The sequence below is a fragment of the Falsirhodobacter xinxiangensis genome, from assembly GCF_004959935.1.
Classification (GTDB): Bacteria; Pseudomonadota; Alphaproteobacteria; order Rhodobacterales; family Rhodobacteraceae; genus Falsirhodobacter; species Falsirhodobacter xinxiangensis.
Map to the genome: position 1 here is coordinate 293,281 of NZ_SMYN01000004.1, position 24,229 is coordinate 317,509.

Consider the following 24,229-nt stretch of genomic DNA (forward strand, 5'->3'; position numbering starts at 1 on the left):
ATGGACCCCATGCGGTTCCGCATGCCGGTCGAACTGGAGGCGATCGACCGCATCGCACCGAAGCTCCGCGATGCCGCCGCCGCCCATCTGCCCGAGGATCGCCTGATCGCGCTGGAAATCGCGCTGGTCGAGGCGCTGAGCAACATCGTGCGCCACGGCCATCCGGCGGGCGAGGTGGAGATCGCGCTTCGTTTCGGCGCCGGGGTCGAGGTCGAGATCGTGGATGTCGGCAACCCCATCCCGCCGGGGCTGCTGGAGGCGGAGGCGCCGGACGATCCGCTGGCCGAAAGCGGGCGGGGGCTGGCGCTGATCCGCACCTGCGCGGACGATCTGCGATATGAAAGCGGCGAGGGGCGCAACCGCCTGACGCTGACCTTTCGATGAGGCGTTCGCTGCGGACCGGGTTCAACTTCATCGCGCTGGTCTGCATTCTTGCCATCGCCGTGATCGTGGCCGCGCCGTTCCTTTTGCGGCAGGAGGTCGAATCCACCGACATAACCGCGACCCGGACCGAGTTGTTCGATCTGCAGCTTTCCTACAACAACGCGCGGATCGCGGCGGATGCGTGGCTGCGCGGCGACGGGGGGGCGTTGCTGCTGCTGGCCGAACAGGCGCGGCTGCTTCAGCATCGCACCAACGTCTTCCTGTCGCGCCCCGGCATCGCCGAGATGCTGACCGAGGATGCCGAGCCGCTGCGCCGCATGGCGCGGGTTCTGGCCGACCGGCTCCGGACGGGGGCGCAGGACGATGTGCTGACGGCCGAAGGTGCGGGGCTTGTCGCGCAGGCCATCGTCGATCAGGGGACGGATTTTGCGCGCTATGTCTCGGGGACGTTCCACCGTTTCGGGGCCAGCGTCGCGCAGGAGCGGACCCGCGTCGAGGGGCTGCGCAACACCGTCCAGCGGCTGTCGGGGTTGATGTTGGTCGTCGCCGCGGCGGCGGCCATCGTGCTTCTGTCCCAGCGGCGGCGGCTGCATGAAAGCGAGGGCACCTTGCGATCGGCCGTTCAGGATCTGGCAGACGCGCACCGGATCGCGCGGATCGGATCGTTCCGCTGGGATTTCGAGCGGGACGAGGTGCGCTGGTCGCCCCAGCTTGCCGATATCTTCGGCCTTCCGCCCGGCGGGCGCATGACCGGGGCAGAGTTCGAGGCGCTGGTCCATCCCGACGATCTGGAACGGCTGCGCGAAAGCGAAAAGGCCACCCTGTCGCGCGCCGAGGCCAGCGGGATGCCCGCGCAGCGCGAGATCACCTATCGCCTGTGCCGCCCCGACGGGGTGGAGGTGGAGGTCCATGCGATTTCGGAAATACTGTCGGACGAGGCGGGCAAGCCCCTGCGCATGACCTCGACCGTGCGGGACGTGACGGACGAGGTCGCCCGCAAACGTGCCCTTGCCGAAAGCGAGCGGACGCTGGCCGAGGCGCAGCGCATATCGCAGCTGGGCAGTTTCCGCCGCATCGTCGCCACGGGCGAGGTGTCGTGGTCGCCGCAGCTTCGCCGCCTGTTCGGCGTGCCGCCTGGCGCGCCTTTGCCGGGGATGGAGGATCTGGTCCACCCCGAGGATATTCCCGATCTGAAGGGGCGGCTGGACAGGCTTCTGCGCCCCGGCCCGCCCGGCGGCACCCGCCCCGCCGCCATCGAATGCCGGATGATCCACCGCGATGGATCGATCCGTTTCGTGCGCGGCGCGGCAGAGATGTCCTATGACGCGCGCGGACGGGCCGCCGTGCTGACCGGCACCCTGCGCGACGTGACCTCCGAGGTGGAACAGCACCTTGCCCTGACCCGCGCGGTCGAGGAGGCCCACCGCGCCAACGCCGCGAAAAGCGAGTTTCTGGCGGTGATGAGCCACGAGCTTCGCACCCCGATGAACGGCGTGATCGGGATGCTGACCGTGCTGGCCGAAGACGGTCTGACCCCGCAGCAGCGGATGCAGGTCGAGGTCGCGCGGTCCAGCGCGGATGCGCTTCTGGTGATACTGAACGACATTCTGGACATGTCGAAGATCGAGGCGGGCCGGATGACGCTGGCCGCCGCCCCGTTCCAGCTTCGTCCGCTGATGCGCGGCGTGGCGGAACTTTATCGCGGGCAGGCCTCGACCAAGGGGTTGGAGATCGGCTGCCGGATCGATGACGACGTCGCCGACTGGCTGGAGGGCGATTCCGGGCGGCTGCGCCAGGTGCTTCTGAACCTTGTCAGCAATGCGGTGAAGTTCACGCAGCAAGGCCGCGTCGATCTGGAGGCAAGCAGCAAGGGCGAGCCGGGCCGCATCCGCTTTGCGGTGCGCGATACCGGCCCCGGAATCCCGCCCGACCGTCACGATCAGGTCTTCGGGCGCTTCAACCAGCTGGACGCCTCCTATACCCGGCGCTTCGGGGGGACGGGGCTGGGGCTGGCGATCTGCAAGAACCTCGTCGAGCTGATGGGAGGCGAGATCGGGTTCGAGAGCACCCCCGGCAAGGGCACCGTCTTTTACGCCGAGATCGCCTTTCCGCTGGCCGATCCGGTCGAGGAGGCGGGCGGCGTGCAGGCCCCGGCGGCGCAGCAGCTTCGCATATTGGTGGCCGAGGACAATTCGATCAACCAGATGGTCGCGCGGATGCTTCTGGACCGGCTGGGCCATCGCGCGCAGATCGTCGGCGATGGGCTGGCCGCGATCGAGGCAGCGGGGCAGGGCGTGCATGATGCCGTGCTGATGGATGTGTCGATGCCCGGTCTGGACGGGATGGAGGCGACGCGCCGCATCCGCGCGCTGCCCGGACCTGCGGGGCAGGTGCCGATCATCGGCCTGACCGCCCATGTCGGGGTGCAGGAAAAGGCCGACTGCATCGCCGCGGGCATGAACGAGGTGCTGGGCAAGCCCATCCAGAAGACAGAGTTGCAGGCCGCGCTTCTGCGCCACCTTGCCCCGGGCGTGCCGCAGGGATTGCCGCAGGACGCCATCGCCGCACTGCGCGAGGATTTCGGCGACGAGGGCCTGTCGGGGCTGATCGCCGCGGGCATTGCCGACATCAGGCGGCATCTTGCGGTCCTTGCCGCGCCCGAGCCGGACGGCGCCGAAGTGGCCCGCGCCTTTCATTCCATCGCCGGGATCGTCGGCACCTTCGGCCTGACGGATACGCGCCATTCCGCACAACGGCTGGAGGGAATGGTGCGCGATGGCCACGCGAATGAGGCGAAGCGCATCTTCGAGGTGGATTTGCACGAAAACTTGATGCACTTTTTAGGAGAACTATCTGATCTGAAAACAACTCTGGATTAACCGAAGCGCGAGGGACGGTGATGAGAGGCAGACAACGAAGGTTCACCTCGGCGTTGCTGCTTGCCACAAGCCTCGTCTGCGCCGTGCCGCCGGCCTTTTCCCAAGACGATCCACCGGCCCTTGCCGATCCGGCGGTGCCCTTCGGTCGCAGCGGCCCGCTGACCCAACGCGAGCGGGCGATGGCGGAAACCGCGTGGTCCTATTTCGTGCTGCGCTTTCAGGAGGAGACGGGCCTCGTCAACGCCGTCGGTTCCTATCCTTCGACGACCATGTGGGACACCGGATCATACGTCAGCGCGCTGGTTTCGGCATACGAACTTGGGATCATCGACAAGCGGGAATTCGACCGCCGCGCGAACCTGCTGATTTCGACCCTGCGGAACCTGAGCCTGTTCCGGGGCGAATTGCCCAACAAGGTCTATAACACCGAAACCGGGGCCAAGGTGAACTATGCCAACCAGCCCGGCGAGGTCGGCTTTTCCGTGCTGGATATCGGGCGGCTTCTGGTCTGGCTGAAGATCATGAAGGAACGCTATCCCTATCTGGCGAACAGCATCGACAACATCCCGATGCGCTGGAACTACTGCAACCTTGCCAATGATGACGGACGCTTGTTCGGCTCGCTCGTGTCCGGCAATGGCGAGACGCGCTATGTGCAGGAAGGGCGGCTGGGATACGAGGAATACGCCGCCAAGGGGTTCGCGCTGTGGGGGTTCGACCCGCATGCGGCGCTGGAAGCCGGGCCTTACACCTACACCACCATCTATGACATCGAAGTGCCGGTGGATGCCCGCGATCCGCGCATCTTCAACAACCAGAACTACGTCTTGACCGAGGGCTATCTTCTGGACGGGCTGGAACTGGGCTGGGACCTGCCGAACGACAAGGACAGCGGCCCGGGGCTTGCGTCGCATGGCTGGCGGGCGGAATTTGCCAACCGCATCTATCTGGTGCAGCAGCGGCGGTTCGAGCGGACGGGCATCCTGACCGCACGGTCCGAGCATCAGGTCGAAGGCGCACCCTATTTCGTCTATGACACGATCTTTGCCGATGGATACCCGTGGAACACGCTGGACCCCAGCGACGTGTATCAGCCCGACCGCGCCGCCATCGCGGCCAAGGCGGCGGTGGGCATGTGGGCACTGTGGGAGACGCCCTATACCGACCTTCTGTTCGAATCCGTGGCCGACCTGTCGGAGGAGGAGGGCGGCTTCTACGAAGGCGTCTACGAGAACGGCAACGGGTTCATCCCGCTGCATACGGCCAACAACAACGGCATCATCCTTGCCGCGCTGCTTTACAAGGCGCAGGGGCCGATCCTGCAATACCGCAACGACAATACGCAGGTCTGGGACACGGCCTTCGAATATACCGATATCCGCGCACGACGCTGCATGCCCGATCCGAAGATCGTCGAACCCGTCTGCTGCAACTGCGCGCCGGCGCAATCCGCGCCGCAGGTTCCGGCCAGCGCGTTCCAGTTCTGCCGCGTCGTGCCCGAAGCGGGCGGCATCGCCGCCAGCACCTGTGGGGTGGAAAAGCATCTGGTTCCGCCGCCCGAAATCGCCGCCGTGCCGCCGCAGGCCTGCCGCGCGCCGGGGCTGACCGATGCGGAGGTGCCGGAATGAACGCGCCCAAGGCCCGGCTTGTGTGGTTCGATGCCAACCGCGCCCTGGCGGCGGTCGGGGTCGTGCTGATCCACTGCACCACCGATTTCTCCGGCACCGTCTTTCCCAATGCCGAACCCGCGGACCGCACCATCCCTGTCCTGCTGCGGTCCATCGCCGAGCTTTCGGGGTCGGAGATGTTCTTCACCTTCTCGCTGTTTCTGATGGCGTTCAAGCTGGACCGACGCCGCCCGGAATATGGCGAGGCGATCCGCGAACAGGCGCGCAGGCTTCTGGTGCCGTTTCTGGTCTGGACGGTCTTCTATGCCTTCTTCCGGCTGCTGAAGGCGAACGAGTTCGGTTACGGGCAGGCGATCTGGGACCAGCTTTCGCGGCCCGCGTCCTGGGCCGGGTATCTGGCCTTGGGCGAGGCGCAGTATCACATGCACTTCCTGCCCACCCTGTTCCTTCTGTTCCTGTTCTTTCCGGTGATGCGGCTGGGGCAGCGTTATCCGATCTTCGGGCTGTGCGTGATCGCCGCGCTGGGGGTGATGCAATACGCTCAGGGCTGGGTCTGGGGGCTGGGGCTGGAGCCTGACCTGCGCGATTTCGCGATCCGGGCAATCAAGGTGATGGCCTATGTCGCCTATGGCATCGCGGCCTTCTCGCTGTTCGGGCTGTGGAAGGAAGGTATCCCGCGCGGGGAATCCCGTCTGCTGCGGCGCGGGGCGATGTGGCTGGTGGTGCTGGCATGGCTGGCGACGCTGCCTGCCTTTGGCGAGGCGTGGATGACCGGGCGTTACGCGGTGCGGGAAAGCTGGGCGTTCTATGGCCATTTCCTGATGCCGCTGGTGGTCTTCACCGTGTTCATGGCCAGCCAGTATGGCGAATGGTCCCCACGGTGGAGCAGGCTGGCGAAATATACCTTCGGCGTCTATCTGATCCATCCGGCGGTGATCGACCTTTATGACATCGCGATGCACCGCGCCGCGCTGACGCAGATCGAGCCGTGGATCATCGTGACGACGCGCTTCGCCTTTGCGCTTCCGGGGGCCTTCGCGGTGGCTTGGATCATCTCGAAGATCCCGTTTCTGGCATGGACCATCGGGCTTGGGCCTGCGCCGTGGGAACGGAAATGAGCGACTTCTATTTCACGAAGTTCGAACATCGCCGCCCGCCCGAGCCACTGCGATACTCGGCGGTGCGCGAGGGGGTGTGGCAGTTCCTTGCCACGCTCAGCCTCGTGCTGGGGGGATGGTATATCCTGTTCCGCTGGACCTCGTCGCTGAACCATGACGCGATGTGGTTCGCGGTGCCGCTGGTGCTGGCGGAAACCTTCGCCTTCGTCGGGCTGATCCTGTTCACGATCAACCTGTGGCAGGATCAGCCGGTGGTCATCCCCGACGCACCCGCCCTGATCGAAGATGTGGACCCCGGCAATCCAGAGCCGGGTCGCCCCATCGCGGTGGACGTGCTGTTCGCGACCTATAACGAAGACCCGGAGCTGGTGCGCTTGGGCATCATTGATGCCAAGGCCGTCGAATATCCCCATCCCATCGACATCCGCATCCATATCCTCGACGACGGTCGTCGCCCCGAAATGCGCGCGGTCTGCGATCAGGAGGGCGTGAACTACATCACCCGCGCCACCAACGAGGGTTACAAGGCCGGGAACCTTCGCAACGCGATGGAGAAGACCTCGGGCGATTTCCTTGTCATCTGCGATGCGGATACGCGGCCCTTTCCGACGATCCTGACCCATACGCTGGGCCATTTCCGCGATCCGAAGATGGCTTGGGTGCAGACGCCGCAATGGTTCTACGACCTGCCCGAAGGCGAGCGTCTGCCCGCCCGGTTGGGCCGACGCCTTGGCGCGCCGGGGCGGTGGCTGGGGCGCGGGATCGAGGGGGTGCTCGGCGAGATCACCTTCGGCGCGGACCCGTTCGTGAGCGATCCGCAGATGTTCTATGACGTGATCCTGCGCCGCCGGAACCGCGCCAATGCCGCCTTTTGCTGCGGCGCAGGCTCGATCCACCGGCGCGAGGCGGTGATGGAGGCCGCGCTGCGCAGCTTCGGCGCCAGCGTCGAACGCCGCGTGCTGCAGACCGAGGAGGAGGTGACCCTTGCCAGCCGCGAAAGATCCGTCGCCCCTGAATTGATGGAAGCGATCCGCACCGAAGCCGTGGTGGCCGAGGTGCTGACCCCGTATCGTTTCCATGTGTCCGAAGACATCTACACCTCCATCGTGCTGCATGCGGATCGCGAGCGGGGGTGGAAATCGGTCCTGCACCCGACCATCGAGAGCCGGATGCTGTCGCCGCAGGACCTGCTGTCATGGACGATCCAGCGGTTCAAATACGCGGGTGGCAGCCTTGATATCCTGTTCCACGACAACCCGCTGTTCCGCCCCGGCCTGACCTTTGCGCAGCGGCTGATGTATGGATCGACCTTCTGGTCCTATCTGGGGTCGATCTGGAACCTGATCTTTCTGATCGCGCCCGCCGTCTATCTGTTCACCGGGGTCGCGCCGGTTTCGGCATATACGGTGGAATTCTTCGTCCATGTGATCCCGTTCCTGCTGGTTCTGGAACTGGCCACGATGGTCGGGACGTGGGGGATCGCGGGTTATGCCGCCAAGACGTCGTATCTGGCGTTCTTTCCCATCGGGCTGAAGGCGCTGAAGGCGGTTCTGTCCGGGCAGAAGATCTCGTTCCCCGTCACGCCCAAGGATCGCCAGTCGGGGCGGTTCCTGCATCTGGTGCGCCCGCAGCTTGCCATCGTCGTGCTGACGGTCGCCTCGGTCGTCTGGGCGTCGGGCTGGCTGATCGCGGGACGGGGGGACTGGACGCTGGCGGGCGTGGTGACGAACGGGCTTTGGGGCCTGAACAACTGCATGGCGATGGGCGGGATGATCGCCGCCGCGCTGTGGCAACCCGAGGAAACGGAGGGAGCATGAGCTTTCGCAGGAACCTTGCGCGGGCGCGCAGCCATATCATCTTCATCGTCGCGCTTCTGGCCGGGCTGGCGCTGGAGCTGCATCTGGAAGGGCTGCTGCGAAATCCCTTCGCCGCGCCCGCCCAGCCCGAACCCTTGGATCAGATCGAGGCGGTGCCGATGCCGCTGGCCGTTCCCGGCCCGCCCTCCGAGGCCGATCTTGAACAGGCGCGCACCGCATGGCGCTATTTCCAGAACAACATCCATCCCGAAACCGGCCTTGCCAATTCCGCCGACCAATATCCATCGACCACCATGTGGGAGACGGGGTCGTTCCTGATCGCGCTGATTTCGGCCCACCGGCTTCAGATCGTGGACGATGCCGAGGTGGAGGCCCGCCTGACCCGCGCGTTGGAAAGCCTTGCCCGCATTCCGCTGTTCGAAGACAGCCTGCCGAACAAGGCCTATGACGTGCGCAGCCTTGCGATGGTGAATTACCAGAACCAGCCCACCGCCATCGGCCTTGGCTGGTCCGCGCTGGACATGGCGCGGCTTTTGTCGGCGCTGGAGGCGGTCGAGCGGAACTATCCCGACCAAGCGGGGCGGGTGGATGCGGTCCTGTCGCGTTTCGATCTGGCGCGGTTGGTGCGCGAGGGGCGGCTGAACGGGTCCAACGTGACCGACGGGCTGACCGTCGAACATCAGGAGGGGCGGATCGGATACGAGCAATATGGCGGCAAGGCGCTGATGCTCTATGGCCTTGACGCGCTGCATGCGGTGGGGATCGAGGATAACCTCGTGGTGCGCGACGTGGGCGGCGTGACGGTTCCGGCGGATGGGCGGTTGAACCGCAATCAGGTTCCGGCCTTCATCACCAGCGAGCCGTTCATTCTGGACGGGCTGGAATTCGGCTTCGACGGCACCTCGCATCGCTTCGCCTCGGCGGTCTATCTTGCGCAGGAGATGCGCTATCGCGAGACGGGCGTACTGACGGCGGTGACAGAGGGGCACATCTCGGAAGCGCCCTATTTCGCCTATGCCACCGTCTGGGGCGGGGGCGCGCCCTGGGCCGTGCTGACGCTGGCGGGGGATCGGCTGGACAGCCGCCGCACGCTGAGCGTCAAGGCCGCCTTCGGCTGGGACGCGCTGTTCGACACGGGATATACGGACGAATTGCTGGCGGGCGTCGCCGCGCTAGCCGACCCGCAGAAAGGCTGGCCCGAGGGGCTTTATGAAGCGTCGGGCGAGGTGAACGACAGCTTCACCGCGAATACGAATGCGGTGGTGCTGGCCTCGATCGCGTTCCGCAGCCACGGGCCGCTTCTGGCCGTGGGGAAATGACGTGCGGGCGGGGCTGATCCTTGCCGTGCTTGCCACGGCGGGTCACGCGCAGACCGCCCCGCCGACAGGTGTGCCGCGCAACCTGACCGTCGCGCCGCCGGGGGCGAGCGATGTTGCGCTGGCCGAGACGGATGTGCCAAGCGGCCGCTTTTCCGGCCCATGGCAGACGGGGGCCTTGGACGGGTTCAGGTTCCGGCGGTTCCCGGATGCGACCGCCTCGGTCGGCCCGGATCAGCAGATGGGCGAATGGCGGATCGACATCGCCTGCGCGCCGCAGACGGGGACTTGCGATTACACGCCGCATGGCACGCCGCCCGAAAATGCGGCGCAGGTGGCGCGGCGTCTGGGCGGATGGCTCGTGCGATTGCCGCCGCCCCCTGCGCCTCCCGAACCACCCGAACCGCCGGAAGCGGCGGAGCCGGACCCGCCGCCGCCCGATCCGCCCGAAGACGCGGCTGCCGAACCGGAGCCCGCGCCCGCACCCACCCCCGTTCCCCCGCCGGAACCGGAGCCCGCGCCCGAGCCGCCGCCCGCGCCGCAGCCCGCCGCGGTGGCCCCCGTCGCGCCGCCACCGGAACTGGACGCAGCACCCGCTGCCCCCGTCCGGACAGAATCGCTGGCTCCGACGCTTCCGCTTGCCTCGGCGCCGCCATCGGCAACGGCGGCGCCGCCCGCGACCGCGCCGCGTGCCGTTGCGACCACGGGTCCGACCGTTCTGCCGCCCGTCGCGCCCCAGCCATTGCCCCCGCGATCCGCAACCCCGCGCGCGGCCGCCGCCCCGGCTCCCGCTGCCGCCCCGGCTCCTGCCGCCGTTCCGGAACCGCGCTGCGCCTGCGTGTGCGATCTGCTGCCCGAGGGCGAGCCGATGGCGCGGCTTCAGGCGCTTCTGGCCAAAGCGGGCCACGATCCCGGCCCCATCGACGGTAGCGTCGGCCCTCGGACCCGCGCCGCCGCGCGTGAGGCTTTCGGGCCGCAGGTGGATATTTTCGCAGCGGCGGCATCGCTCAATCTGCTGGAACGCCTGCTATGTTCGGACCCGCAGTGAGATGGAAAAGGCGGGGCAGGGTGATCTGGAAGTCAGGAGCCTTCGCCGCGATGCTGGCGGGCGCCGCCGCCGCGCAGGAAGGGCCGGGGCCGGCGCTGGTCGATACCTCGTCCCCCTTCGCGCCGGGCGCGTCCGAGGTTCTGATCGACACGCCCAACGTCTTCTTCTGGTCCCGCTATCAGCAAGGAGAGCGGGACGGCTGGCACTACCGCCTCTATCCCGATGGGCGGGCGGTGATCAGCCGCGATCCTGCGTTCCGGGCAGGGCGGCATGCGCTGGACTGCGCGGGCGCGCCCTGCGCGGCGCGGGGCCTGCCGCCCGAGGCCGAGCCGCTGGCCCGCGACCTGGCGCGCTGGGCGGAGTTCGGGGGCCATCCGCCGCCTCCCGCGCCGCCGCCGATCCCGGCAGCGGATGCGGCCCCGGTTGCGGTTGCCGAAAGCGCGCCGCTTGGCGCACCGACCCCGGATGTGCCGCCCCCGCCCGACACGCCCCCACCCGGACCGCGTCTGCCCGAACCGCGTCTGGTCGAGGCAGTGGAGTTCCCCGAGGAACCCGTCGCGACACCGGGCCGCGACACCGCCCCGCCGACCCCCACGCGCCGTTTCCGGTTCGATTGCAGCATCACGGGCAGCGCCGGGCTGACCTATCGCGCGCCGTCCACGGGCAACCTTCGCAGCGGCAAGCTGTCGGGCACGGTCGGCTGCAACATCGCGCATCGGTCCGGCCTGTCCTTGCGGCTGTCCTTCACGGGCTTTCCCATCGCGTCGCAGCGCAGCGCGTCGGACTCCAACTTCAGCTATGCCCTGTCATGGCGCGCGCCGATGGGGTTTCTGGTGCAATATGCCAGCTACTCCGGGCGGTTGCCGCGTCAGGCGCAGGATGTGATCGGCGCGTTCGGCCAAGGCGGGCTTCGCATCTCGCGCCCGCTGCCCGCGTGGGATCTGGGCGAGGCGACGGGGATCGACGCCCTGGGCAAGCTGAACTGTTCCGGCTTTGCCGCCGTGTCGCGGTCATCGAAGTCAAGCGGCGGCATCACCTGCGGCGTGACCGCGTTCGAAAAGCTGACCTTGCGCGCGACGGCCAACATCTATTCCCCCGGCGATCAGGACGCCTCGGACGCAGATTACACCTATTCGGCCAGCTATGCGATCAACGACAAGCTGGCGGTGGAATACGCGAATTATGCGGGCAACCGTTTCGCGTGGAATGGCGGGGGCGACAGCCTTGGCCTTCGCAGCGGGTCGATCCGCATGACCTATCGGTTCAGCTTCTGAAAGGAGGGTGGGGATGCTTCGACGTCTGGCCATCGCACTGACCATGATCCTGTCGCTTGCCGGGGCGGGCACCGTGCAGGAGGATGCCGAGATGCGCAGCAGCGTGCTGCGTCAGGGCGTCGGCTATGCGGTCTATCTGCCGCCGGGATACGAGGAGGACAGCCGCGCCTATCCCGTTATCTATCTGCTGCACGGGGCGGTGGATGGGCAGCCTGCCGACTGGTTCCGCTTCGTCGCCATCGACCGGCTGCTGGACCGCCTGATTGCCGAAGGGCGCATCCCGCCCGTCATCGCCGTCGCCCCGGACGGGCGGCGGAACGAGGAGAACCTGCCCGCGACCTATTTCCTGAACGATGCCGATGGCGGGTTCGAATGGGAGCGCATGTTCATCACCGAGTTCGTTCCCTATGTCGAACGCCGCTATCGTGCCATCGTGGGGACCGAGGCGCGTATGATGCTGGGCATTTCCATGGGCGGCTTTGCCGCGACGGTCTATCAGCTGCGATACCCCGACATGTTCGGCGGCGCGGCAGTGCTGAGCGGCGCGTTCCGCACCGATGCCGAAATGATCGGGATGGCGCAGCCCCCATACGAGCGCCGCTTTGCCGGGGCTTTCGGCGCGGGGCTGGAGGGGGAGGCGCGGCTGAACGAAGCCTATCGACGGTCCGATCCGGTCGCGATGGCGGCCGGGGCGCAGACCTCGCAGCAGATGGGGTTCGGCTTCTGGTTCGACATCGGCGCGGACGATCCGTTCTTTGCCGGGAACGCTGCCATGCATATCGCGCTGCGCGATGCGGGGATCGCGCACCAGTTCCGCGTGGGGCATGGCAAGCACGACTGGCGATACTGGGACGGCGCGCTGGAGCCTGCGCTGCTGTTCCTGTCGGACCGGATGCGCCGCCGCGACTGACCCGTCTTTATAAGATCCTTATATCTTCGCCTGCGCGCCCGTCTCGATTCCCTATGCGACAAGGATCACCTTCGCCGCGATGAGCTGTCCCTTATCGAGGTATCGAATGGAAATCCTTGTCCTCCTGCTGACCGCCGGGTTCTTTGCCGCCGCGTTTGCCTATATCCGCGCGTGCGAGAAACTCTGATGCTGCTCGATTATATCCTTGGCGGCGGGGTAGCCGCCTTCCTGCTGGTCTATCTGACCTATGCGCTGGTCCGGCCGGAGCGGTTCTGACATGACATTGAATGGTTGGCTTCAGATCCTGCTGTATTGCGGGATCGTTCTTGCATTGGTGCGACCGCTTGGCGGCTATATGTTCCGCGTGTTTTCAGGCGAGCGGATGTTTCTCGCGCCGGTCGAACGCGCGATCTATGCCGTTGCGGGCACGCGCGGCGAAGAGCAGCACTGGACGCGCTATGCCGCCTCGCTGCTGTTCTTCTCGCTTGCGGGTATCCTTGCACTTTATCTGTTGCAGCGGATGCAGGGTACGTTGCCGTTCAACCCGCAGGGGCTGGCGGGCGTGGCGCCGGATCTGGCGTTCAACACGGCGGTCAGCTTCGTCACCAACACCAACTGGCAGGCCTACGGCGGCGAGACGACGATGTCGTATCTGACCCAGATGATGGGTCTCAATGTGCAGAACTTCCTCTCTGCCGCCTCTGGCATCGCGGTTGCGGTGGCGCTGATCCGCGGGTTCGCTCGGCGGTCGGCCAGCGGCCTCGGAAACTTCTGGGTGGATGTGACGCGGACGGTTCTGTATATCCTGCTGCCGATCTGCATCGTGGGGACGTTGTTCCTCGTCTGGCAGGGGGTGCCGCAGAACCTCGCACCCTATACCGTCGCCACCACGCTGGAGGGCGCGCAACAGACGATCGCGCAAGGCCCCGTGGCGTCGCAGATGATGATCAAGCATCTTGGCACCAATGGCGGCGGGTTCTTCAACGTCAATGCCGCGCACCCGTTCGAGAACCCGACCGCGCTGACCAACCTGTTCCACATGGTCTGCATCTTCGCCATCGGCGTCGGCCTGACCAATGTGTTCGGACGCTTTGTGGGTGACGAACGTCAGGGCTGGGCGATCCTGGCGACGATGGGCATCCTGTTCATCATCGGCGTTGCGGTCGTTTATTGGGCCGAGGCTGCGGGCAACCCGCTGATCGGCACGGCGATGGAGGGAAAGGAGACGCGATTTGGCGTCGTTGGATCGGCCCTGTTCGCGGTCATCACCACCGCTGCGTCATGTGGTGCGGTGAACGCGATGCACGGCTCCTTCTCGGCGCTTGGGGGCATGATCCCGATGCTGAACATCATGCTGGGCGAGGTCATCGTCGGCGGCGTGGGGGCGGGGATGTATGGCATCCTGCTGTTCGTGATCGTCGCGATCTTCATCGCCGGGCTGATGGTGGGGCGCACACCCGAATACCTTGGCAAGAAGATCGAGGGGCGCGAGGTGAAGTTCGCCATGCTGGCGCTGCTGATCCTGCCGCTAATGATGCTGGGGATGACGGCGGCGGCGGCGGTTCTGCCCGGTGCGGTGTCCTCGGTGCTGAACCCCGGCCCGCACGGCTTCTCCGAGATGCTTTATGCCTATGTCTCGGCGGGCGGGAACAACGGATCGGCCTTTGCCAGCCTTTCGGCGAACACGCCTTGGTATAACCTGACGCTGGGCATCACGATGCTGGCCGGGCGGTTCCTGATGATCCTGCCGATCCTTGCAATGGCCGGATCGCTGGTGGGCAAGAAGGCGGTTCCTGCATCCGATGGCACGTTCCCGACGCACGGACCGCTGTTCGTGGCGCTGCTGGTGGGCGTGATCCTTGTTCTGGGCGGGCTGGAGTTCTTCCCTGCGCTGGCGCTTGGGCCCATCGTCGAACATCTGGCGGTCATGGCGGGGCAGACCTTTTGATGCGCAGCCTTGAAAAACTGCGCGTGCGGCTTGGGTAATGCCCCCGCCGCAGCGCCACCGGATGATCCGGATCGCCGCGATCCTTGTCATCCTTGTCCTGATTGCGCTGAACCTCTGGAGCGTCAAATGAGCCACTCCCAATCCGCGAGCATTCTGGATGCCCGCATTCTGGTCCCCGCGCTTGGCGGGGCCGTCACGAAACTCGATCCGCGCAAGCTGGCCAAGAACCCGGTGATCTTCGTCGTCGCCGTGGTCACGGTGCTCTGCACGGTGCTGCTGGTAAAGGATCTTGCGACCGGAGGCGGTGGCCTTGGGTTCACCTTTCAGCTTGTGCTGTGGCTGTGGTTCACGGTCCTGTTCGCCAACTTCGCCGAAGCCGTGGCCGAAGGGCGCGGCAAGGCGCAGGCGGAGTCGCTGAAGAAGAGCCGCACCGACACCGAAGCGACGCTGGAGAACGGCAAGAAGGTGCCGAGCACCAGCTTGAAAGTCGGTGATGTGGTCGTGGTCGAGGCGGGCGAGATCATCCCCTCGGACGGCGAGGTGATTGAGGGCGTCGCATCCGTGAACGAGGCCGCGATCACGGGTGAGAGTGCGCCTGTGATCCGCGAATCCGGCGGTGACCGTTCGGCTGTGACCGGCGGCACGCAGGTGTTGTCCGACCGTATCGTGGTGCGGATCACGGCGGCTGCGGGATCAACCTTCATCGACCGCATGATCGGTCTGGTCGAAGGGGCGGAACGGCAGAAGACCCCGAACGAGATTGCCTTGAACATCCTGCTGGCGGGGATGACGCTGATCTTCGTCTTTGCCGTGGCGACGATCCCCAGCTTTGCCGCCTATGCGGGCGGGTCCATTCCGGTCGTGGTGCTGGTCGCGCTGTTCGTCACGCTGATCCCCACGACCATCGGCGCGCTTTTGTCGGCGATTGGTATCGCGGGGATGGACCGTCTGGTGCGGTTCAACGTCCTTGCCATGTCGGGCCGCGCGGTCGAGGCTGCGGGCGATATCGACACGCTGCTGCTGGACAAGACCGGCACGATCACGCTGGGCAACCGTCAGGCGTCGGAATTCCGTCCCGTGCGCGGCGTGACGGCGGAAGAACTGGCCGATGCGGCGCAGCTTGCTTCGCTGGCGGATGAGACCCCCGAAGGCCGGTCGATCACCGTGCTGGCGAAAGAGAAATACGGCATCCGTGCGCGTGACATGGGCACTCTCAACGCAACCTTCGTTCCATTCACCGCGCAAAGCCGGATGTCGGGCGTGGATATGGGCGAGACGCAGATCCGCAAGGGCGCTGTCGATGCGATCCTGAAACATGTCGGGTCGGCAAATTCGGCCACCGGACGCGGCCGCGCTGCCGCAGCCGAGATGGAGGAGGTCCGCCGCATTGGCGATGAAGTCTCCAAGGCGGGCGGCACGCCGCTGGCCGTGGTGCGGGACAATCGGCTGCTGGGCGTCATCTACCTCAAGGACATCGTGAAGGGCGGCATCCGCGAACGTTTTGCCGAACTGCGCCGCATGGGCATCCGCACGGTGATGATCACCGGCGACAACCCGATGACCGCCGCCGCCATTGCGGCCGAGGCAGGCGTGGACGATTTCCTTGCCGAAGCCACGCCCGAGATGAAGCTGGACCTGATCCGCAGCGAACAGGCCAAGGGCAAGCTGGTCGCCATGTGCGGCGACGGCACCAACGATGCGCCCGCCTTGGCGCAGGCCGATGTGGGCGTCGCGATGAACACCGGCACCGTGGCCGCACGCGAGGCGGGGAACATGGTGGATCTGGACAGCGATCCGACCAAGCTGATCGAGATCGTGGAGATCGGCAAACAGCTTCTGATGACCCGCGGGGCGCTGACCACCTTCAGCATCGCCAACGACATCGCCAAGTATTTCGCGATCATTCCGGCGATGTTCCTTGCCTTCTATCCGCAGCTTGGCGCGCTGAACGTCATGGGGCTGAACAGTCCCGAAAGCGCGATCCTGTCGGCGATCATCTTCAACGCGCTGGTCATCGTGGCGCTGATCCCGCTGTCGCTGCGCGGGGTGAAATACCGCGCCGTCGGTGCAGGGGCGCTGCTGTCGCGCAACATGGCGATCTACGGCCTTGGCGGCGTGGTCGTTCCCTTCGTGGCGATCAAGCTGATCGACATGGCCATCACCTCTGTAGGATTGGTATGATGCTGAAAGAACTCCGCCCCGCCGTCGCCACGCTGGTGATCCTGACGGCGCTTACGGGCCTCGCATATCCCTTGGGCATGACAGGTCTGGCACAGGCCATCTTTCCCAATCAGGCGAACGGGTCGCTGATCGAACGGGACGGCACCGTGGTCGGATCCCGCCTTATCGGACAGACATTTACCGGCGAGACCTATTTCCACTCGCGGCCTTCGGCGGTGGATTACGATGCTGCCGCCTCGGGCGGGTCGAACTATGGCCCGTCGAGCGCCGCGCTGGTCGAACGGGTGAACGCCGCCCGCGCGGAATTGGGCGATGCGGCGCCGGGCGACATGCTGACCACCTCTGCCAGCGGTCTGGACCCGCATATCACCCCCGAGGCCGCGCGTTTCCAGATCGCCCGCGTTGCTGCTGCGCGCGCCATCACCGAGGCGAGGATCGCAGAGCTGGTCGAGGCACATGTCGCGCCCCGCACGCTCGGCTTCCTGGGCGAGGAAACCGTGAACGTGCTTGAACTGAATCTCGCGCTGGACGAACTCTGACGCATGACCGAAGACGATCATCGTCCCTCGCCCGAGGCTCTCCTCGAAACCGCCGCCCGCGAAACACGCGGGCGGCTCAAGATATTCCTCGGGGCGGCACCTGGGGTCGGCAAGACCTACGAGATGCTGATGTCGGCGCGGGGCGCGCGCGCGGACGGGATCGACGCCGTGATCGGCGTCGTCGAAACCCACGGTCGGGCCGAGACGGAGGCGCTGATCCACGGCTTCGAAGTGATCCCTCGCGCGCAGATCGACTATCGCGGCCAATCCCTCACGGAGATGGATCTGGACGCGATCATCGCCCGCGCCCCCGCATTGGCGCTGGTGGACGAGCTGGCGCATACCAATGCCCCCGGCAGCCGCCATCCGAAACGATACATGGATGTCGAGGAACTGCTGGCGCGCGGGATCGACGTCTGGACCACGCTGAACATCCAGCATGTCGAAAGCCTCAACGACGTCGTCGCGCAGATCACCCGCATCCGTGTGCGCGAGACTGTGCCGGACAGCATTCTGGACCGCGCCGACGATATCGAGATCATCGACCTGACGCCGGACGATCTGCTTAAACGGCTGCGCGAGGGCAAGGTCTATCTGCCGAAAACCGCCAGCCGCGCGATCCGTAACTATTTCAAGCCCGGCAACCTGACCGCGCTGCGCGAGCTGGCCTTGCGACGGACGGCGCAGCGGGTGGACGATCAGCTGGTCAGCCATATGCAGGCCAATGCGATTCAGGGGCCATGGGCGGCGGGCGACCGAGTGCTGGTCTGCATCGACGAACATCCAAGGTCCGCGGGCCTTGTCCGCTATGCCCGCCGCCATGCCGACCGGATGCGCGCGCCATGGACCGCGCTTCATGTGGAAACGGGGCGGGCCGCGACGCTGTCCGAGGCCGAGCGGGACAGCATCGCCGCCTCGATGCGCCTTGCGGGGCAGATCGGGGCCGAGGTGGTCACCCTTCCGGGCGAACATGCCGCGAAGGAGATCCTGCGCTTTGCCAAGGCGAACAATTTCAGCCAGATCATCATCGGCAAATCGGGCAAGCCGCGATGGCGCGAATGGTGGGAAGGGTCGGTCGCGTCGGACCTGATCCATCACGGCGGCGATATCAGCGTGCATGTCATCTCGGGCAGCGACGCCGCACCGTTGTCGAAATCCTCCGCGCCGCGCGGCAGGGTGCGGCTGCGGCCCTATCTGTCGGCGCTGGCCTTCGTGACCATGGCCACCGGCATCGGCACGGTGATGAGCAGCCTTTTGGACGTGCGAAACATCGCGCTGGTCTTTTTGATGGCGGTGCTGGCGACGGCGCTGCGGTCGGGGCTGTGGCCTGCGCTGTTCGCCTCGGTCGTCGGGGCATTCGCGTTCAACTTCTTCTTCCTGCAGCCGCTGTTTACGCTGGACATATCCGACCCGGAAAGCGTCGTGGCCCTGGGCTTCTTCTTTGCCGTGTCGGTGGTGGCGTCGAACCTGACGGCGCATATCCAGCGGCAGGCGGCGACCGCGCGCGCCCGCGCCCGCACGACCGAGGGGCTGTTCCAGTTCTCGAAAAAGCTGTCCAGCGCGGGAACGCTGGACGATGTGCTTTGGGCGGCGGCCTATCAACTTGCGTCGATGCTGGGGGTGCGGGTGGTAATCCTGCTGCCCGAGGGGGAGCGGCTGGCGGTGATGGCCGGATACCCGCCCGAGGACCGGATCGACGAGGCCGACATGGCCGCCGCCCGCTGGACGTGGGACCACGACCGGGCGGCGGGGCGCGGGGCCGACACGCTGCCGGGGGCGAAGCGGCTGTTCCTGCCGCTCCGGACGGGGGCGGCGGTCGTGGGGGTCGTCGGGCTGGACAACGACCGCACCGGCCCGGTCCTGACCCCCGAGGAGCAGCGCCTGTTCGATGCCTTGGCCGATCAGGCGGCGCTGGCCATCGGGCGCATCCAGTTGGTCGCCGGGATGGACAGCGCCAAGCTGGCGGTCGAGGCGGACAGGCTCCGTTCGGCGCTGCTGACCTCGGTCTCGCACGATCTGAAGACGCCGCTCGCGGGGATCATCGGTGCGGCGGGCACGCTGCGCGATTTCGACCTGCCCGGCGCCGAACGGGCCGAGATGATCGGCACCATCATCGACGAGGGCGAGCGGTTGCACCGATTCATCGCCAACCTTCTGGACATGACCCGGATCGAAAGCGGCGCCAAGGCGAACCTGACCCCGTTGGAGCCGCAGGAGGCCATCGACACCGGCCTTGCCCGCGCCGCCGGGATCACCCGCGCGCATGTGCTTCGGCGCGTGGTGGCCGAAGGGCTGCCGATGATCCGCGTCGATCCGGTGCTGCTGGATCAGGTGTTCTACAACCTGCTGGACAATGCAGCGAAATACGCACCCGAAGGTTCGACCATCCATGTGCGGGCATGGCGCGACGACCGCCATGTGCTGCTGCAGGTGATGGACGAAGGGCCGGGCATCCCACCCGACGATCTGGAACGCGTCTTCGACAGCTTCTATCGGGCCGCCAAGGGCGATACGGTGCGGGCGGGCACCGGCCTTGGCCTGTCGATCTGTCGCGGTTTCGTCGAATCGATGGGTGGGACGATCCTCGCCGCCAACAGGTCGGACCGCAGCGGGGCGGTCTTCACCATCCGCCTTCCCGCAGAGGAGCCAGCATGACCACCCGCGTCCTGATCGTGGATGACGAGCCGCCGATCCGCAAGCTACTGGGCGTGGGTCTGAAGGCAGGCGGTTTCGCCGTGGTCGAGGCGACGAACGGGCGCACCGCACTGGACCGGATGGAGGAACACCGCCCCGACGTCGCGATACTGGACCTCGGGTTGCCCGACATGCCGGGGCAGGAGGTGCTGGCCCGCTGGCGTGCGGCGGGGCTTCGCATCCCGGTGGTGATCCTGTCCAGCCGCACGGACGAGGGCGGAATCGTCGAGGCGCTGGAACTGGGCGCCGACGACTACGTCACCAAGCCCTTCGGGATGCAGGAGCTGCTGGCGCGGCTGCGCGTCGCCCTCCGCAACCGCGCGCAGGCGCAGGGCGAGGTGACGCTGTATCGCGTGGATGGGCTGGAGGTGGATGTGACCCGCCGCACCGTCCGGATGGAGGGGCGCGATCTGCATCTGACGCCCAAGGAATACGATCTGCTGTGCCTTCTGGTCCAGCATGCGGGGCGGGTGCTGACGCATAAGTTCCTGCTGGACCGGGTGTGGGAGGACACCGCAGACGTGCAATACCTGCGCGTTTATATGCGCCAGCTTCGCCAGAAGATCGAACCCGTGCCGGACCAGCCCCGGTTCATTCTGACCGAAACCGGCATCGGCTATCGGATGCGCGCGGGCTGAAGGTCACGGATGCAGGCCTCGATGTTGTTGCCGTCGGGGTCCAGCACGAAGGCGCCATAGTAGTTGCCGAAGGCATCGCGCGGGCCGGGCGCGCCATGGTCGGTCCCGCCTGCGGCCAGCGCTGCCTTGTGAAACGCATCGACCGCATCCCGGCTGGGCGCGACGAAGGCGACGTGCATCTGGTTCAGACCGGGCCGCGACCCTTCGGCCCAATAGGACGGGCGCAGCGTTCCGATCCAGAGATATGGGATGGGTTCCGCCGCGCTTTTGCCCAGCAGGAAGGCATGTTCGCCATTGTCGGCCGTCCCAAGGCCCAGCGGCACCGCGATCGCGTCATAGAAGCGTCTGGCGCGCGCGAGGTCCGACACCACGATTCCGGTGTGATCCAGCATCCTCGGTCCCTCCCTTCGGCGCAAACGCGGGTGGCGGGCGGATGTTCCATGGGGAAATGGCGGAGACGAAGGGATTCGAACCCTCGAGACCCTTCCGGGCCTGCACCCTTAGCAGGGGTGTGCCTTCGACCACTCGGCCACATCTCCGCCGACCCGTATATTTGCGCCCTTCGGGGGAGACAAGCGGTTTTCTTGACGAAAATCGAACCTTGATCCGAATGGACCGAACCGTTATACGCGCCCGGTGTTCGGCTGGCCCGACGCAATAAAATCAAGAAATGCCGTGTTTGCCTTGTCCGTCGCTGGCGGGGCAGTTCCGGCCAAGGAGAAGCGACATGAAACTTCACGAACTTCGCGACAACGAAGGCGCAGCCCGCAAGAAGAAACGCGTGGCGCGCGGCCCGGGCTCGGGCAAGGGCAAGACCGCAGGCCGCGGTATCAAGGGTCAGAAATCGCGTTCGGGCGTTGCGCTGAACGGGTACGAGGGTGGCCAGATGCCGCTCTATCGTCGTCTGCCCAAGCGCGGCTTCTCGAAGCCGAACCGCAAGGAATGGGCAGTCGTCAACCTGGGTCTGATCCAGAAATTCGTCGACGCCGGCAAGCTGGACATCTCGGGCGCCATCGACGAGGCCGCTCTGGTCGCCGCCGGCCTGACCAACCATGCGCGTGACGGCATCCGTATTCTTGCCAAGGGCGAGATCACCGCAAAGCTGAACCTGGCGGTTTCCGGCGCGTCGAAAACGGCGGTCGAGGCTGTGGAGAAGGCGGGCGGGACGATCACGCTGAAGGCCGCTCCGGTCGCCGCCGCTGAATAAGCGGTTGTGAGCGGGGTCATCCCCGCTTACATCAGCAACAGTTTTCCCGCGCCGCCGACCCGGAAAACGGATCGGCGGCGCTTTCCTGAAAGAGACCGGGCATGGCATCTGCTGCAGAGCAAATGGCGGCGAACCTCAGCTGGGGGGCTTTGGGCAAGGCCACCGACCTGCGCCGCCGCATCTTCTTCACCCTAGGCCTGCTGATCGTCTATCGGCTGGGAACCTTCATTCCGGTTCCGGGAATCGACGGCGGCGCGCTGCGCGAATTCATGGACGGCGCCGCGGCCGGGATCGGCGGCATCCTGTCGATGTTCACCGGCGGCGCGCTGAGCCGGATGGGTATCTTCGCGCTGGGCATCATGCCCTATATCTCCGCCTCGATCATCGTGCAGCTTCTGGCCGCGATGGTGCCCCAGCTTGAACAGCTGAAGAAAGAGGGCGAGCAGGGCCGCAAGAAGATCAACCAGTATACCCGGTATTTCACGGTGATTCTGGCGACCTTCCAAGCCTATGGCATCGCCCGCAGCCTTGAGGCTGGTGATCTTGTCACCAATCCGGGCCTGTTCTTCCAGATCGCCTGTGTGATCACGCTGGTCGGCGGCACGATGTTCCTGATGTGGATCGGCGAGCAGATCACCGCGCGCGGCATCGGCAACGGCATCTCGCTGATCATCTTCGTCGGCATCCTGGCCGAGCTTCCGCTGCATCTGGGCCAGTTCCTGAGCCAGGGGCGTTCCGGCGCGATCTCTCCGGCGGTCATCATCGGCGTCATGGTCATGGTGGTGGCGGTGATTGCCTTCGTCGTGTTCATGGAACGGGCGCTGCGCAAGATCCACATCCAGTATCCGCGCCGTCAGGTCGGGATGAAGATCTATGACGGCGGGTCGAGCCACCTGCCTGTCAAGGTGAACCCGGCGGGTGTGATTCCGGCGATCTTCGCCTCGTCGCTGCTGCTGCTGCCGACGACGCTGGCCACCTTCTCGGGGGGGCAGACGGGTCCGGTCATGTCCACGATCCTCGCCTATTTCGGTCCGGGTCAGCCGCTGTATCTGCTGTTCTTCACGGCGATGATCGTGTTCTTCGCGTATTTCTATACGCATAACGTCGCGTTCAAGACCGAGGACGTGGCCGACAACCTGAAGAACCAGAACGGCTTCGTGCCGGGCATCCGTCCGGGCAAGCGCACGCAGGATTACCTCGAATATGTGGTGAACCGCGTTCTGGTGCTGGGATCGGCCTATCTGGCCTTCGTCTGTCTGCTGCCCGAGATCATCCGCCACCAACTGGCCATCCCGTTCTATTTCGGGGGCACGTCGGTGCTGATCGTCGTGTCGGTCACGATGGATACGATCCAGCAGGTTCAATCGCATCTTCTGGCCCATCAATATGAAGGGCTGATCGAAAAATCGCAGCTTCGCGGCCGCAAGCGCGGCAACCGCGCGCCCACCCGCCGCTAAGAGGGACCATGACCAACGTAATTCTGCTCGGGCCGCCGGGTGCGGGCAAGGGAACGCAGGCGAAACGTCTGGTGGAGGAGCGGGGCATGGTCCAGCTTTCCACCGGCGACATGCTGAGGGATGCGAAAGCGAGCGGTTCCGAAATGGGCCGCAAGGTCGCCGAGGTCATGGATCGGGGCGAGCTTGTCACGGACGAGATCGTGATCGGCCTGATCCGCGAGCGGCTGGCCGAAGGCGGCAAGGGCTACATCTTCGACGGCTTCCCGCGCACGCTGAAACAGGCGGACGCGCTGGGCGAACTGCTGTCGCAGATGGGGCAGGGGCTGGACGCGGTGATCGAGATGCAGGTCGATGACGCGGCGCTGGTCGCGCGCATCACCGGGCGTTTCACCTGCGGCAACTGCGGTGCCGTCTATCACGACCGGACGCATCCGACAAAGGTCGCGGGCGTTTGCGACGTCTGCGGCTCGCACGATCTGAAGCGCCGTGCCGACGACACCGAGGATGCGCTGCGCTTCCGGCTGATGGAATACTACAAGAAGACCTCGCCTTTGGTCGGCTATTATTACGCCAAGGGCAAGCTGTCGGGCGTGGACGGCCTTGCGCCGGTCGAGACCGTGGCTGCGGCGGTGGCGAAGGTCATCGACGGAAAATGATGTTTTCCGCGGCTTGACGGGCGCGGCAAAACCCCATAGATCACGGCGTCCCTCGGGAATCGCCCGTGGTGTTTCGCGTTCCGCGCGAAGATCGTTCTGCCTCTCGGGGCAGAGTTGTGAAAAAAGGTTCCGGCGTTACGGAACCGCAACCGAAAAGGAAAACGCGTGGCTCGTATTGCTGGCGTAAACATTCCGACCGGGAAACGCGTCCCGATCGCACTGACCTATATCACGGGTATCGGCAACCACGTCGCAGAGCAGATCTGCGAAGCCGTGGGCATCGACCGCACCCGCCGCGTGAACGAGCTGTCCGACGCCGAAGTTCTGGCGATCCGTGAGCACATCGACGCCAACTACACCGTCGAGGGCGACCTGCGTCGCGAAACCTCGATGAACATCAAGCGTCTGATGGACCTTGGCTGCTACCGCGGTCTGCGTCACCGTCGCAACCTGCCGGTTCGCGGCCAGCGCACGCACACCAACGCGCGCACCCGCAAAGGCCCGGCGAAAGCCATCGCTGGCAAGAAGAAATAAG

At 65.9% G+C, this 24,229-nt stretch carries 20 protein-coding genes and 1 tRNA gene; 19 read left to right on the forward strand and 2 right to left on the reverse strand.

Annotated elements, in window-relative coordinates:
- From E2K76_RS07420 to E2K76_RS07490, 15 genes are all read left to right on the forward strand, one after another.
- Nucleotides 1-384: an ATP-binding protein gene (locus E2K76_RS07420; RefSeq protein ID WP_136683645.1), complete on the forward strand. Its 384-nt coding sequence runs from the start codon at nt 1-3 to the stop codon at nt 382-384.
- Nucleotides 381-3,263, forward strand: coding sequence for a PAS domain-containing hybrid sensor histidine kinase/response regulator (locus E2K76_RS07425; protein ID WP_136683646.1), 2,883 nt, complete (start codon nt 381-383; stop codon nt 3,261-3,263). The genes E2K76_RS07420 and E2K76_RS07425 overlap by 4 nt, the downstream gene beginning before the upstream one ends.
- Before the next feature lie 20 nt (nt 3,264-3,283).
- Nucleotides 3,284-4,891 carry a DUF3131 domain-containing protein gene (locus E2K76_RS07430; RefSeq protein WP_136683647.1) on the forward strand — a complete coding sequence of 536 codons (1,608 nt, stop codon included), beginning with the start codon at nt 3,284-3,286 and terminating at the stop codon, nt 4,889-4,891.
- Nucleotides 4,888-6,009 (forward strand): acyltransferase, encoded by a 1,122-nt coding sequence (locus E2K76_RS07435; RefSeq protein ID WP_136683648.1) that lies wholly within the window; start codon nt 4,888-4,890, stop codon nt 6,007-6,009. The genes E2K76_RS07430 and E2K76_RS07435 overlap by 4 nt, the downstream gene beginning before the upstream one ends.
- Nucleotides 6,006-7,826 (forward strand): glycosyltransferase, encoded by a 1,821-nt coding sequence (locus tag E2K76_RS07440; protein ID WP_136683649.1) that lies wholly within the window; start codon nt 6,006-6,008, stop codon nt 7,824-7,826. The genes E2K76_RS07435 and E2K76_RS07440 overlap by 4 nt, the downstream gene beginning before the upstream one ends.
- Entirely contained in the window at nt 7,823-9,145 is a 1,323-nt protein-coding gene (locus tag E2K76_RS07445) for a DUF3131 domain-containing protein (RefSeq protein WP_136683650.1), read from the forward strand. The genes E2K76_RS07440 and E2K76_RS07445 overlap by 4 nt, the downstream gene beginning before the upstream one ends.
- 1 nt (nt 9,146) lies before the next feature.
- Entirely contained in the window at nt 9,147-10,190 is a 1,044-nt protein-coding gene (locus E2K76_RS07450; RefSeq protein WP_136683651.1) for a peptidoglycan-binding domain-containing protein, read from the forward strand.
- A 20-nt stretch (nt 10,191-10,210) separates the two neighbouring features.
- The gene (locus E2K76_RS07455) at nt 10,211-11,464 is read left to right on the forward strand and encodes a hypothetical protein (RefSeq protein ID WP_136683652.1); all 1,254 of its coding nucleotides are present in this window, start codon (nt 10,211-10,213) and stop codon (nt 11,462-11,464) included.
- A 13-nt stretch (nt 11,465-11,477) separates the two neighbouring features.
- A complete protein-coding gene (locus E2K76_RS07460; protein ID WP_136683653.1) occupies nt 11,478-12,374 on the forward strand; it encodes an alpha/beta hydrolase in 897 nt (298 codons plus the stop codon).
- Between the two features lie 186 nt (nt 12,375-12,560).
- Entirely contained in the window at nt 12,561-12,650 is a 90-nt protein-coding gene (gene kdpF / locus E2K76_RS07465; protein ID WP_136683654.1) for a K(+)-transporting ATPase subunit F, read from the forward strand.
- Nucleotide 12,651: 1 nt separating this feature from the next.
- Nucleotides 12,652-14,322 carry a potassium-transporting ATPase subunit KdpA gene (gene kdpA / locus E2K76_RS07470; protein ID WP_136683655.1) on the forward strand — a complete coding sequence of 557 codons (1,671 nt, stop codon included), beginning with the start codon at nt 12,652-12,654 and terminating at the stop codon, nt 14,320-14,322.
- Nucleotides 14,323-14,448: 126 nt separating this feature from the next.
- Complete coding sequence (kdpB, locus tag E2K76_RS07475) at nt 14,449-16,503, forward strand: potassium-transporting ATPase subunit KdpB (RefSeq protein WP_136683656.1); 2,055 nt, start codon at nt 14,449-14,451, stop codon at nt 16,501-16,503.
- Nucleotides 16,503-17,042 carry a potassium-transporting ATPase subunit KdpC gene (gene kdpC / locus E2K76_RS07480; protein ID WP_136683657.1) on the forward strand — a complete coding sequence of 180 codons (540 nt, stop codon included), beginning with the start codon at nt 16,503-16,505 and terminating at the stop codon, nt 17,040-17,042. Before kdpB ends, kdpC begins: the two co-directional genes overlap by 1 nt.
- Nucleotides 17,043-17,045: 3 nt before the next feature.
- A complete protein-coding gene (locus E2K76_RS07485) occupies nt 17,046-19,697 on the forward strand; it encodes a sensor histidine kinase (RefSeq protein ID WP_136683658.1) in 2,652 nt (883 codons plus the stop codon).
- Entirely contained in the window at nt 19,694-20,374 is a 681-nt protein-coding gene (locus E2K76_RS07490; protein WP_136683659.1) for a response regulator transcription factor, read from the forward strand. The genes E2K76_RS07485 and E2K76_RS07490 overlap by 4 nt, the downstream gene beginning before the upstream one ends.
- Here the strand turns inward: E2K76_RS07490 and E2K76_RS07495 are convergent.
- Together E2K76_RS07495 and E2K76_RS07500 are read right to left on the reverse strand one after the other, a co-directional pair.
- Entirely contained in the window at nt 20,353-20,766 is a 414-nt protein-coding gene (locus tag E2K76_RS07495; protein ID WP_136683660.1) for a VOC family protein, read from the reverse strand. The two genes, E2K76_RS07490 and E2K76_RS07495, sit on opposite strands and share 22 nt — an antisense overlap.
- A gap of 57 nt (nt 20,767-20,823) precedes the next feature.
- Nucleotides 20,824-20,913, reverse strand: a tRNA-Ser gene (locus E2K76_RS07500).
- A gap of 188 nt (nt 20,914-21,101) precedes the next feature.
- Here E2K76_RS07500 and rplO point away from each other — a divergent pair.
- The 4 genes from rplO (at nt 21,102) to rpsM (ending at nt 24,228) form a co-directional block, all read left to right on the forward strand.
- On the forward strand, nt 21,102-21,581 hold the full coding sequence (gene rplO / locus E2K76_RS07505) for a 50S ribosomal protein L15 (RefSeq protein ID WP_136683661.1): 480 nt from the start codon (nt 21,102-21,104) through the stop codon (nt 21,579-21,581).
- 101 nt (nt 21,582-21,682) lie between these two features.
- The gene (gene secY / locus E2K76_RS07510; RefSeq protein ID WP_136683662.1) at nt 21,683-23,038 is read left to right on the forward strand and encodes a preprotein translocase subunit SecY; all 1,356 of its coding nucleotides are present in this window, start codon (nt 21,683-21,685) and stop codon (nt 23,036-23,038) included.
- Between the two features lie 8 nt (nt 23,039-23,046).
- Entirely contained in the window at nt 23,047-23,694 is a 648-nt protein-coding gene (locus E2K76_RS07515) for an adenylate kinase (RefSeq protein ID WP_136683663.1), read from the forward strand.
- A 165-nt stretch (nt 23,695-23,859) separates the two neighbouring features.
- Nucleotides 23,860-24,228, forward strand: a complete 369-nt coding sequence (gene rpsM, locus E2K76_RS07520) for a 30S ribosomal protein S13 (RefSeq protein WP_136683664.1) — start codon at nt 23,860-23,862, stop codon at nt 24,226-24,228.
- Nucleotide 24,229 lies beyond the last annotated feature (1 nt).